Annotated in this window: 8 protein-coding genes and 1 rRNA gene; 2 read left to right on the forward strand and 7 right to left on the reverse strand. The window is 40.0% G+C overall.

What is annotated here, in order from left to right:
• A 16S ribosomal RNA gene (locus HNR53_RS17905) occupies nucleotides 1-74 on the reverse strand; the annotation flags it as partial.
• 712 nt (nucleotides 75-786) lie between these two features.
• Between HNR53_RS17905 and HNR53_RS17910 the strand changes: the two genes are divergently transcribed.
• Nucleotides 787-2,202 (forward strand): PQQ-dependent sugar dehydrogenase, encoded by a 1,416-nt coding sequence (locus HNR53_RS17910; protein WP_184528543.1) that lies wholly within the window; start codon nucleotides 787-789, stop codon nucleotides 2,200-2,202.
• Nucleotides 2,203-2,333: 131 nt separating this feature from the next.
• Here the strand turns inward: HNR53_RS17910 and HNR53_RS17915 are convergent, their stop codons facing one another.
• The 6 genes from HNR53_RS17915 to HNR53_RS17940 all read right to left on the reverse strand — a co-directional run bounded on the left by HNR53_RS17915 (nucleotide 2,334) and on the right by HNR53_RS17940 (nucleotide 10,501).
• On the reverse strand, nucleotides 2,334-2,924 hold the full coding sequence (locus tag HNR53_RS17915) for a cyclodeaminase/cyclohydrolase family protein (RefSeq protein ID WP_184528545.1): 591 nt from the start codon (nucleotides 2,922-2,924) through the stop codon (nucleotides 2,334-2,336).
• A gap of 57 nt (nucleotides 2,925-2,981) precedes the next feature.
• A complete protein-coding gene (locus HNR53_RS17920) occupies nucleotides 2,982-3,938 on the reverse strand; it encodes a tRNA dihydrouridine synthase (protein ID WP_184528666.1) in 957 nt (318 codons plus the stop codon).
• 154 nt (nucleotides 3,939-4,092) lie between these two features.
• Entirely contained in the window at nucleotides 4,093-6,384 is a 2,292-nt protein-coding gene (locus HNR53_RS17925) for an ATP-binding cassette domain-containing protein (RefSeq protein WP_184528547.1), read from the reverse strand.
• Between the two features lie 220 nt (nucleotides 6,385-6,604).
• The gene (locus tag HNR53_RS17930; RefSeq protein WP_184528549.1) at nucleotides 6,605-8,575 is read right to left on the reverse strand and encodes an oxidoreductase; all 1,971 of its coding nucleotides are present in this window, start codon (nucleotides 8,573-8,575) and stop codon (nucleotides 6,605-6,607) included.
• A gap of 253 nt (nucleotides 8,576-8,828) precedes the next feature.
• Nucleotides 8,829-10,136, reverse strand: coding sequence for an ammonium transporter (locus HNR53_RS17935; RefSeq protein ID WP_184528551.1), 1,308 nt, complete (start codon nucleotides 10,134-10,136; stop codon nucleotides 8,829-8,831).
• Between the two features lie 5 nt (nucleotides 10,137-10,141).
• Entirely contained in the window at nucleotides 10,142-10,501 is a 360-nt protein-coding gene (locus HNR53_RS17940; RefSeq protein WP_184528553.1) for a P-II family nitrogen regulator, read from the reverse strand.
• A 379-nt stretch (nucleotides 10,502-10,880) separates the two neighbouring features.
• Between HNR53_RS17940 and HNR53_RS17945 the strand changes: the two genes are divergently transcribed.
• The gene (locus HNR53_RS17945; RefSeq protein ID WP_184528555.1) at nucleotides 10,881-12,950 is read left to right on the forward strand and encodes a carbon starvation CstA family protein; all 2,070 of its coding nucleotides are present in this window, start codon (nucleotides 10,881-10,883) and stop codon (nucleotides 12,948-12,950) included.
• Nucleotides 12,951-12,954 lie beyond the last annotated feature (4 nt).

The following is a 12,954-nucleotide window of genomic DNA, read 5'->3' on the forward strand; positions in this document are numbered from 1 at the left end:
AAAGTCCGCTCGACTTGCATGTATTAGGCACGCCGCCAGCGTTCGTCCTGAGCCAGGATCAAACTCTCCAAAAAAGTGTTTGATTTGCTCATGTTGTGTTACAAAAATAAAACTTACGTTGACGTTTCTGCTTTGTTTAGTTTTCAAAGAACAATTATCTGCTGAATTCTTATAGCGACAAAACGAATTGTATCATTCCGTTTCGGCGAAGTCAACTGTTAAGAAGTAATTTCTTAAATCGTTTCGCATCAGCGACGTTTACTAATATAACATCCAGATTCACAGAAGTCAACTTCTTTTTAAAAGTTTTTTCTGTATTAATCCCTATTCTCTATATTAAAGAAGAACTTCAAACTTAATTTCTAACTATCTTCTTAAAGGAAAAGGGAAATTAATAGTATCATCACACTTAATAGAAAGCAACTCTTTTTGACTTTTAATCCAAAACATTATCATAAAAGAGTGAAATAAAAAAAAGAACCTGCCCTCCAAAATAAAATTATTTGAAAGGCAGGCATGTAAAAATTTTTTATTTATTTTAATTCAACAGCATGGTGTCGCTCTTTTTCCTTCTTGCTTGCTAAAACGAAATAGGCAATACCTCCGGCGGCAATAAGTACAATTCCAGAACATTCAATTTCAATTATCGCAAAATATTTCAAGTAAAATCATAAAAGATCCAATGGTGCAATGTACAGCAAATTCCCAGGTCCTAATACTGTACTATTAGAAAAATTTTAATCATACTCATATACAGAAAAAACGGTAAAAAGGGGGTATAGTGAATTGATAAAAGTTAAAGTGAGTTTACAGCCCATTGTGCGAAATATCAATTTACCTACTGTTTTGAAAACAGCTGTACTTCCAGGTGACTCATTTGAAAAGTTATTTATTGCAACCCAGGTTGGGGAGATTTTTTATGTAGGAAATAGAATGCTAGAGACTTTTTTAGACCTTCGTCCGCGCATCATAAAACTGGGCACTCCTCGTGGTGGATATGATGAACGGGGGCTGCTAGGGCTAGCCTTTCATCCCGGATTTAATTATAATGGTCTGTTTTACCTTCATTATTCTGTAGCTGGAACACAAGGTCCAGGTGCCCTTCAAGGACCTTTTACACCCAACCCCTGTGACCCGGGAACCTTAGACCTAAAGTGGTTAGATAGAGAAAACAAATATGATCATATTGATACAGTTGAAGAATGGATTTTACAATCGAGCGGGCAGCCTCAAAAACGGCGGACATTACTAAATTTAAGAAGACCCTTTATGAATCATAATGGTGTCAATAGCTTAAACTTTTCACCTGAAACAGGAAAACTTGTATTAACAACAGGGGATGGCGGCTCTGGCTATGATCCTTTTAATTTAAGCCAGAATGATATGGAAATAGCCGGTAAAATCATTGAAATTGATGTAGATAAGGGTACATATATCCTTAATCCACCCGTAGTCACACGTTTTAATGAACTCCCTGTTCCAATTCAAGAATCGCTTACGGTCATTGCCAAAGGTGTTCGTAACATACCAGGTATTTCTTTTCAAAGATTTCAAAATCGCTACATTAAATATGTGGGAAATGTCGGACAGGGGCTGGTAGAGTCGATTTTTTCATTTGCGCATTATAAACCAATACCAGTTACTCAGCTTGTTCAAGCACACTTTATGAATTCCGATCCTAACCAAAAGGGCTTTATTAACTTGGGCTGGCGGGGATGGGAAGGTGCTTTTCCTACATCGATACTAACAGGCTGCTCCGAAAACCCGAATTCGAATGAGAAAACAATTACCTATTACAACGAGGCTGTGATCACTTCCGTTCAGCGGATTCAGCCTCTAATTAGTTATTTTCATAAAGATCCCCGCCCCGATAAATTTGAGGGCATTTCACTAACGGGCGTACAATCCTATATGGGAAATAGAATTCCCGCTTTAACGGGAAGTGTTGTGTTTAGCGACTTTGCTCGGAATGCAGGAGCCCAAACGCCGGTTAGAGGAGTTTTAGCCTATACCAGAGCGAGAACAGATGGTCAGCTAAATGATTTTAGTGTGATTGAAACCGATTATAATTTTGGGTCCCAATCGGCATATTATGTTAGCTTGGGTACGAATTTGGATCAAACTAGACTATTTTTAGGCGTTCATGGTTCGACAAATGTGACAGATTTCAACCAAGGCTCCGTTTTTGAAATTATTCCATGAGCGGTAATCTTACTTGAAATAACCTGCCAAAGGTGGAAAAAAGGCGAAGTGAAAACTTTTCATGGCTAAATCGTGCAAGGGGGCTAACTCTTTACTAAGGGGGGCATTTGCAGCCTCACCATTGTACCCCCTTATTTATTCACGATGTTAAGTATCCGTTCTTTCATTTCGATACTATTTTTATAGCTATTCTTCATAATGCCCTGTACACTTTCTTTATAATTTTCATCATGCAGTAAGTGCAGGTTTACTTCCACACCAAGCTTTGCAGAAGCCAGGGCCGCTTCAGCCATGTGCGTACTCCCGATTAATTCGGCAACTACCTTTTTATTACAGACAGGGATCAATTGTTCTATTTCCCTTAAAATGAATTCACAGTTTTTCACTAAGGAAACCAGTGTATCTGTAGCATTTCTTATTGCACACTCATATTTTTCAGGATTCTCTTTTCTGGACTTTGCTGCTCGAACTACCTCTGCCAGTACCTCCATATCTTCAGTTGCAAGCGCTAGGCAATGCTGGCGAATTACTTCTATTTCATTTAAAGCTAAAGGTATATTTCCCCCACCGTTTTTCATCGTTACTTTACAAGACATTTCCAGCAATGCCGCTGCCATAGCTGCTATGGTTGCAGCGGCACTACCACTAGCCGGCCCCGGAAAGCTAGGATCTGCTAATTTTTCAAGATACTCATGAACCAGCAAATAATCAATACGTTCCATAAAAAAAGCCTCCTTCAAGTGGGACATGGGGATATAAAGAACCACGTCCCATCAACATTATTTTCCAAAGCTTTCAAGCAATGCACGTACTTCATCTGTTGATTTCGTATTCATCAATTGATTTCTTAGTTCAGCAGCTCCAGGGAATCCTTTGACATAAATTTTGAAAAAGCGATGAAGCCCTGTGATAGAGCGTGGCAGAACTTCCGCATACCGATCTTGAAGATCCAGCTGCAGTCTTAAGAGATCAAGTAATTCCTTACTGCTATGCTCTTTTGGCTCTTTTTCAAAAGCAAAAGGATTTTTAAAAATACCCCGCCCGATCATAACGCCATCAATACCATATTGTTCAGCAAGCTGCAGTCCCGTTTGACGGTCTGGAATGTCTCCATTGATGGTTAGCAGCGTATTGGGTGCGATACGGTCACGTAATTTTTTAATTTCCGGAATGAGCTCCCAATGCGCATCTACTTGGCTCATTTCCTTTCTTGTACGTAAATGAATAGAAAGGTTCGCAATATCCTGTTTGAAAATATGCGTTAGCCACTCCTCCCACTCCGTTACATCTTTATAGCCAAGTCGTGTTTTCACACTGACAGGCAGTCCGCTAATCTTTGCCGCTTGAATAAGTTCTGCCGCAACGTCTGGACGCAGAATAAGACCGCTGCCTTTCCCTCTCGATGCCACATTCGGTACAGGGCAGCCCATATTAAGATCAATGCCTTTAAATCCCAGATCTGCCAAGCCAATACTCATTTGGCGGAAATATTCGGGATTATCTCCCCAAATATGTGCCACCATTGGCTGTTCATCTTCTGTAAAAATCAAACGGCCACGCACACTTTTTATGCCCTCTGGATGACAATAGCTATCCGAGTTGGTAAACTCTGTGAAAAATACATCCGGTCGGCCGGCTTCACTTACTACGTGACGAAAAACAACATCTGTCACATCTTCCATTGGTGCAAGTACAAAAAATGGCCGAGGCAAATCACGCCAAAAATTATCTATCATTTCAAACTCAAATCCTCTCACTTTGGTACACCTTCAAACTCTCGGTAAAAAAATTATAAAGCCAAATGTTCCACTTCTTTTACACTTATATCATGCTTAATGACCTATTATCAATCACAAGTACATTTGGACATTAATAATTTATGTAAAAATATCACCATATGACCCGTCCGGAATGTTTTCTTACTCCATCTATTAACCATTTCGCTGTCAATGTCTCTGCATGTAACATCGCTTCCGGTGTGCCTTCAAATATCATTTGTCCGCCTTGTTTTCCTCCTCCCGGACCCAATTCTATGATCCAGTCGCTCGCAGCGATAAAGTCTAGATTGTGTTCGATTATGATGACAGAATTACCTCTGTTTACGAGATTTTGAAATACGTCTAAGAGTTTCCCGTTATCTTCTGTATGCAGACCTAAGGATGGCTCGTCTAATAAATAGATTTGTCCTTCTCTTTGTAAGTGGCTGGCAAGTTTTAGACGTTGGATTTCTCCCCCGCTCAGAGAACTTGTTGTCTGTCCTAAGGTCAGATAGCCTAATCCTACATCTTTTAGCGTATTCACTCTTTTTATGATCTTTGGAATTGTAAAATAGTGAATCGCTTGGTCTATTGTTAAAGCTAAAATCTCTACTATATTTTTATCTTGGTAGCGATAACTAAGTGCTTCTTCTGAAAATCTTGTCCCGCAACACGCCTCACAAAGAACGGTCACTGGATCGGCAAATGCTACATCCGGCATTATGACCCCTTTTCCTTTACAGACAGGACATGCTCCCCGCGAGTTAAAGCTGAACAAACCTGCTGGTTGTCCAGTTTCTTTTGAAAATATGGAGCGAATATCATCCATGATTCCCATATATGTAGCCAGGGTCGAACGGTTGGATATTCCGATGCCGCCTTGTCCTACCATGATCGATTCTGGATACTTTTTCGCGAATGCCTCCAATGTTAAAGAGCTTTTTCCTGAACCTGATACGCCGCATATAGAGACTAAGACATTTTTAGGAATATCTACGCTTATATTTTTCAAATTATTGTTGCTTGCTTTGTTTATTGTAAAAGAACTTTTTATTTCTCTCGGATGTTTATTTATTTTCAACTTGTGATTTAAGGCTGTTGCGGTGGGGGAATTTTTTAGTCCTTCTAATTTCCCCTGATAAACAACTTCTCCTCCGTTTACACCTGCTCCAGGTCCCATTTCGATGATTTCATCCGCCACTTTTATGACAGATAGATTATGTTCAATTACAATGACCGTATTATGCTGCTCTTTTAGCCTTTTTAGCATCCCGATTAACAAATCCACTTCTTCTGGATGAAGTCCTGCACTTGGTTCATCGAAAATGTATGTGATATTGTTTAAGCTGCTCCCTAAATGGCGGGCAATTTTTACCCTTTGGGCTTCACCGCTGGACAGGGTGCCCATTTTTCTCGATAGGCTCAAATATCCCAGTCCCATATCAATTAGTTGTTTTATAGGCGGGATTGCTTGTTGGGCTATAGATTCTCCCATAGGCTCTTTGATGTCCTCTAGTTCTACTAGTATTTCCGGAAGCTCTAATTGATCGTACTCCGCAATATTTAAACCATTTATCCTGCATTCTAAAACCTTTGGATTTAAGCCTGAACCTTGGCATGTTGGGCATAGTGAATGTGTTGATACGGTTAAGACGTCATCTTGGGATACTTCTTTTAGCTTTGAGATATCTCTATTGATATAAAGGCGTGTAAATCGAGGCAATAACCCATCCCACTCATGAGGTTGAGGTCCGTTTTTTGTATGAAACGGGGCAAATACTTTTTCACCCTCTGGAGGACCATATATTAGTAGATTGCGTTTTTCTTCGGGGTAGTCCTTTATCGGCAAATCTGGATCGAATAACCCACCGGTTATCATCCATCTTCCTTGCCAGCCTGAGGGCGATAATGGCTTAAATTTTACGGCATATTCCCGAAGTGACTTGTCAAAATCGATCATCTTATTTAAGTCTGGCGCAATGACTTCCCCATATCCGCCACATTCCGGACATCTGCCAAAGGAACTTTGACTCGAAAAATCAGTAGCAGAACCAATTGATGGATTTCCGATTCTCGAGAACAAAAGCCGAATTAATGGATGTATATCCATATAGGTTCCTACTGTTGAACGGGAATTTCCTCCTATAGCTCTTTGCTCTACTACAACAACTGGGCTTAAGTTTTGCATCAGATCGGCGTGAGGTCTTTCGTACCTTGGCATTTGATTTCTGACATAGAGAGGATAGTTCAAAGTCATTTGTCTTCTGCTTTCTGCTGCCAATGTATCAAAAACAACTGAGCTCTTTCCTGAACCTGAAAGACCAGTAAATACGATGATTTTTTCCTTTGGTATATTTAAATCTACATTTTTTAAATTATTTTCTTTTAGCCCTCTTAAAATAATTTCATCCTTTATTTGCGACATTTTACCATCCTTTCTGATTTTATCTACTAACAAAGTACCTTTAGAACATTAGACGCCAACAATTAGTTGTAGATTGCGAACTTCTTGCTAACTACAAGTCTAGCCAGCCGTGACAAGGAGAATACCCTTAAATATGAAAATAAAAATAAGTAAAAACAGTGAGCTTTTGCCATACTCACTGTTTTCATTTTTATTATAAAGATTGCCTGGCTAAATACTTTTACTCACCAGTATTTGTAACAATGGATTCAAGGACATATGCCTTTTCAAAGCCATCTCGGGTAGCCTCACCAAGAGATCCATAGCCTAAAGCATCTCCCAGCACAAACACATTATCCATCTCATTCTTTAATGCTTTCTCTAATGGGTTATACGCCACGATCCCCATTGCAACAATCACATTCTTTGATTCAATTTCAGCTTGTTTACCGGTTGCCGGATCCTCCACAACAACACTCTCCGGAAGGATTTTAACTAATTGGTGAGTCGTAATAACATCCACATTTAATCGTTTCAGCTTATGATGAAGGCGTAATCTCGTATCCTGACCGATTCTTCTACTTGCCTTAGTAAGAATCTCCAGATATGTGACTTGATTGCCGGCTTCAGCAAGGCGGCGGGCGATTCCATGACAGCTCAAACCACTGCCGATGACGGTAATTTTTTGATTCGTAAATCCTCTAACCTGTAATTTAATATCTTCATAGGTGTACACGTGACCCAAATCAATGCCTTCAACGTGTGGGAGACATGGTACTCCGCCTGTTGCCAGCAGCACAGCATATGGATTGAGAGCCAGGATGTCCTGAACCGTCGCTTCCGTATTTAAACGTACGTCCACATTTAACCGATTCATTTCATTGCGGATATAATCAAGATGCCAGGCCATTTTCTTCTTATAAGTCGGCTCATCGACAAGGTTCAATTGACCGCCGAGCTTATTATCCTTTTCAAAAAGCGTTACATTATATCCTTTTAATTTCAGAACCCGGGCTGCCTCGATTCCGCCCGGACCACCGCCAACCACCACAACCTGACGGCTTTCGGCAGCAGGAATACACTTCAGTTCCTGGAACTCGAGTTCCCGTCCCGCTCCTGCATTGAGGGAGCAGCGGACATGCAAGTTACGATTAACAGAGTGAATACAATGGAGGCAATTGATACATTTTCTGATTTCAGCTTCGCGTCCTTCCTTGGTTTTCTTCGCCCACTCAGGATCAGCAATCAGTCCCCTGCCGATAGCCACAAAGTCTGCTTTGCCTTCTGCAAGGATGTTTTCAACAAATTGCGGTTCACGAATGGACCCGACTGTGATAACAGGAATATTGACGACTTTTTTAATCTCCTCTGCCAAGTAGACTCTCCAGCCTTGTTCAAATAATGGGGATTCGATAAGTGTATCAGAAGAGTCATAAGTTCCGCAGCTGACATGCAGCCCGTCTATCCCCAGATTTTCCAGGTATTGAGCAATTTCTTTCCCCAGGTTTAAATCGATGCCCCCTTCGACAAATTCATCCACACTGAGGCGAACTGTAACAGGAAAATCCTCACCGCATTTTCCCCGGATACCCAGAATGATTTCCTCAAGGAATCTCATCCGATTTTCAAAGCTTCCTCCATATTCATCCGTCCTTAGGTTAGCCTCAGGGCTCAGGAACTGATTAATTAAATAGCCGTGAGCACCATGAACTTCGACACCGTCAAACCCGGACTGCTTCACTCTTACGGCAGCCTGAACAAATTTATTTACTAAAACTTTTACTTCTGCTGTCGTTAATTCCCGTGGCACTTCACCGACTGCCGCACTTGGAACACTGCTCGGAGCAACAATCTGTTTCCCATTGATCAGAGTGGAGTTGGACTGCCTGCCTGCATGATGGATTTGGATAAAAATCTTTGCTCCATACTTATGTACTGCATTCGCCAAACGGAACATCCCGGGGACACAGCGGTCATCGTCCAACCTTACTTGCCGGACAAAGCCTTTCCCGTATTCATAATCAATACAGGTAAATTCCACAATAATTAACCCGGTTCCTCCCTTTGCCCTTTCTTCATAATAAGCAATGAGCTGGTCCGTTACTTCACCTTCAAAGCCAGCTAGATTGGTTCCCATGGGGGGCATGACAATTCTGTTTTTTAATGTTAGGCTGCCTATTTTGCCTTCTTTGAATATGTTTTGATAATACATGTTAAAGCCTCACTTTATTCATTTTTGTGAATAAGTTCACATATAAACTTTAGATAATCTATCCCATATTAATTTTAAAGGAACTGACCAGAATTTTCGCATTTTCATTTGATGAATTAATGACAATAATGTGTAAAACTCAAGAAAAAAAGGCAACACCCAAAGGGTAGTTACCTTCACTGTTCAGCATACTTTAACTTTGAATACGATAGAAAAATTCATTAAAAGATACTATTCAACCTTTTTTAAAAACTCAAACCACTCTTTCTTTCCTACTGGCAGCTGGAGCAACCGAAATCCCCGTTGTTTCCTCAAAATCATACAAACCTGTAGGAATATCTGTGAATCGTTCTAATTCGTTATAAGCCGGAATCCCGTGGTAGGACATATCCAAACCTTCTTCTTCCTCCCGTTGACTTACGCGGAAGCCAACAGTCTTTTCACAAACCTTTGCGATAAATGTTCCACCAATAAGTCCCCAAACAATGACTGCTCCTGCACCTAATAGTTGTATTGTTAGAAGAGACAAATCGCCTGTTGTTAAAAGACCTTGAGACTTATCAAACAATCCAACAGCTATTGTTCCGAAGACACCATTAAAGCCGTGAACCGCTACGGCTCCAACCGGGTCATCTACTTTTAAATTGTCTATAAATAAAGTGGCATAAATCACAATCAAACCACTGATAACCCCAATTATAATTGCACTCCATTGCGAAACAAAGGCACATCCGGCTGTGATCGCCACCAGCCCAGCTAATACTCCATTAATCGTCATACTTGGATCTGCTTTTCCAAACTTTTTCATGGTTAAAAATAGGGCGGCTGAACCGCCGCTTGCCCCAGCAAGCATGGTATTAAGGGCAATCGTGGCAAGATCTGTATTAGAGGCATCTAACGTACTTCCTGCATTAAAAGCAAACCAGCCAAACCATAAAATAAATGCACCAGCTGAAGCTAAAGGAATATTACTAGGTGCAAAAACATTGGCACTTCCGTCCGAATTAAATCTACCTTTTCTCGCTCCTAACCGTTTAGCCATTGCAAAAGCAGCAAATCCTCCTACCGCGTGAATCGCACCCGAACCTGCAAAATCCTTTATGCCTAATTCTGCCAGCCATCCATCACTGTTCCAAATCCAATGACCTGAAAGTGGATAAATAACCATACAAACAAGGGCTACAGTGATAATATAAGCTTTAAAATTCATACGTTCAGCTACTGCACCCGAAATAATCGAGACACAGGCTACTGCAAACCCCATTTGAAACAGTACAAACGCTGCACTAGGTAATTCAATAGAAAGAGCAATTTTATCCGGACTGCCAAAAAGGCTCGTACCTATGATTCCAAATGCATCTTTCCCAAACATAATCCCAAAACCAACTACCCAAAAACCTAAAGCCCCTATCGTTAAATCAACAAAAATCTTCATCGTAACATTGACTGCATTTTTCGTTCTTACAAAACCAGATTCTAGTAAACTAAATCCACCTTCCATAAATAGCACCATTGCGGCAGATAACACAATCCATATCGTATTTATATATAATAGTTCCAAAATAGTTACTCCTCTCCACTTACTAAATCATCAATACTATCATCTATATTTCCTGTTCGAATGTTGTAAGCTTCTAAAATCGGATAAACGTAGATTTTACCGTCACCATCTTCTCCAGTTTGGGCAGAATCAACTATTATCTTAATCGTTTGTTCAACCATATAATTCGAAAGGACAATTTCCAATTTAACTTTTGGATGGAGAGTTACTTTGTAATTTTTCCCCCGATAGACTCCCTGGCTTCCTTTCTGTTTTCCTCTTCCAACTACCTGGGATATGGTAAATCCCGTAACCCCAATGCTTTTTAGCCCTTTAATCGTCTCAGTTAGCTTTTCAGGTCTGATAATGGCTTCAATTTTTTTCATTTAACATCACCTTTTATATAAATATTCCAACTTTGTGATCATCATAGTTTTTTAATTTTTAATGCCCTTTTCTTGATATATATACTATTATGTTTTATTAATCTAAACAATATTGATTTTAAATGCAAACAATCTATTTTTGAGATTAATCTTCTTTCATTATGTATAAAAAGCAGAAACCTCTGACATGGTAAAAACCAACAGGCAAAGTAAGCTTTAGAAAATGACAATATGTCTGTACCATCTCTTGTGTAAGTATTAATAATTACTATGAACAGCATATTGCAAAAATATTTTTAAGGGTGGTATAATTTGGGAAATATTTAATATTATCAGAAAATATTAAATAATAAATCTATTAATAAGGAAGGTGGATGAATTGAAAGCGTTTAAATCGATTGTTATCTGGGGATTAATTTCAGCATTAGGAGCTTTGAGCTTTGGAATCTTAGCTTTAAACAGGGGAGAATCTATCAATTCCATTTGGTTGATTACTGCTGCGATTTGCGTTTATGCGATTGGTTATCGGTTTTATAGCAAATTCATGGCTAAACGGATCTTTGAACTAGACGATAATCGGAAAACACCAAGTGAAATTAATAATGATGGAAAAGACTATGTACCAACCAATAAAGTAGTATTGTTTGGTCATCACTTTGCAGCCATTGCCGGTGCAGGACCTCTTGTTGGGCCGATTCTTGCTGCACAAATGGGATATTTACCTGGAACACTATGGATCATTGTTGGGGTTGTTCTTGCGGGAGCTGTTCAGGACTTTATTATTCTTTTTGCTTCTATACGGCGCAATGGGAAATCCCTTGGTGAAATGATTAAGGATGAAATGGGGAAATTAACCGGGGTCATTGCCATGATTGGTATTTTAGGAATCATGGTCATCTTGCTGGCAGTTCTAGGTCTGGTTGTGGTTAAAGCTTTAATAGGCAGTCCATGGGGATTATTTACAGTTGCCTCTACCATTCCAATTGCTATTTTAATGGGAATCTATATGCGGTTTATCCGTCCTGGCCGTATCGGTGAAGCTACTATTTTAGGCATTATTTTATTACTTTTATCATTAATTTTTGGAAGATATATCGGCCAGCATCCAGGGCTGTCAGCAATATTTAATTTAAGCGGGGAAACGATTGCCATCTTAATGATTATTTACGGCTTCGTCGCAGCTGTATTACCGGTTTGGCTATTGCTTGCTCCACGGGATTACTTAAGTACATTTTTAAAAATTGGGACGATTGCAGGTTTGGCAATTGGAATTTTTATCACAATGCCAAGCCTGGAAATGCCTGCTGTTACGGAATTTATCAATGGTACAGGTCCGGTTTTCTCAGGAAACTTATTCCCATTTTTATTTATTACCATTGCCTGTGGTGCTGTTTCCGGTTTCCACGCATTGATTTCATCGGGAACGACTCCTAAAATGATTGAACGTGAAACCCATGCACGGCCAATCGGTTACGGTGCGATGTTAACAGAATCATTTGTTGCGCTTATGGCCATGATTGCTGCTTGTGTATTAACACCTGGCGTTTATTTTGCCATCAATAGCCCTGCAGCTGTTATAGGAACTGATGTTGCGAGTGCTGCGAATACCATTTCCCAATGGGGTTACACTCTGACACCAGATATGCTAACGGAAATAAGCAGTGATATTGAGGAAGAAACCATTTTATCTCGTACCGGCGGTGCACCGACCTTTGCTATTGGGATGGCAACGATTTTTTCTCAAGTGATCGGCGGAAAAGCACTAATGGCATTTTGGTATCATTTTGCCATTCTTTTTGAAGCCTTATTTATCTTAACTACCATCGATGCCGGGACCCGGGTTTGCCGCTTCATGATTCAAGAGATTATCGGAACTGTATACAAACCATTTGCAAATACAGAAGCATGGCTGCCGAATATCATCGCAACTGCACTAAGTGTTTGTGCTTGGGGATATTTCTTATACCAAGGGGTTGTAGACCCATTAGGCGGAATCAACACATTATGGCCGTTATTTGGAATTTCAAACCAAATGCTTGCCGGCATTGCATTAATTTTCGGTACTACTATTCTATTTAAAATGGGGAAAATCAAATATTCGTGGATTACACTTATTCCAACAGTCTGGCTGCTTATTGTCACATTAACAGCAGGCTGGCAAAAGCTTTTCCATTCCAATCCGGCAATCGGTTTTTTGTCCCACGCGAGGAAATTCCGAGACGCATATAATAATGGGGAAGTTCTAGCACCGGCAAAGGATATGGGTGAAATGAGTCAAGTCATGTTTAATGATTATATTGATGCAGCACTATGTGCATTCTTTATGATAGTCGTGATTACAGTATTCATTTCAGCCATCCGGATATGGACTAAAATATCGAAAAAACAAAAAACGGATCTACATGAAAGCCCTTATATTCCTAGAGAAAGTGTTCATACGGAGGCATAGCTAA

This window comes from Bacillus benzoevorans (genome assembly GCF_014207535.1).
GTDB lineage: Bacteria > Bacillota > Bacilli > Bacillales > Cytobacillaceae > Bacillus_BD > Bacillus_BD benzoevorans.

What these genes read in the sequence shown, in the direction of transcription:
- HNR53_RS17940 (WP_184528553.1), bottom strand. Translation starts at nt 10,501, where the DNA reads ATGAAAAAAATTGAAGCCATTATCAGACCTGAAAAGCTAACTGAGACG.
- HNR53_RS17920 (WP_184528666.1), bottom strand. Translation starts at nt 3,938, where the DNA reads ATGATAGATAATTTTTGGCGTGATTTGCCTCGGCCATTTTTTGTACTT.
- HNR53_RS17925 (WP_184528547.1), bottom strand. Translation starts at nt 6,384, where the DNA reads ATGTCGCAAATAAAGGATGAAATTATTTTAAGAGGGCTAAAAGAAAAT.
- HNR53_RS17930 (WP_184528549.1), bottom strand. Translation starts at nt 8,575, where the DNA reads ATGTATTATCAAAACATATTCAAAGAAGGCAAAATAGGCAGCCTAACA.
- HNR53_RS17915 (WP_184528545.1), bottom strand. Translation starts at nt 2,924, where the DNA reads ATGGAACGTATTGATTATTTGCTGGTTCATGAGTATCTTGAAAAATTA.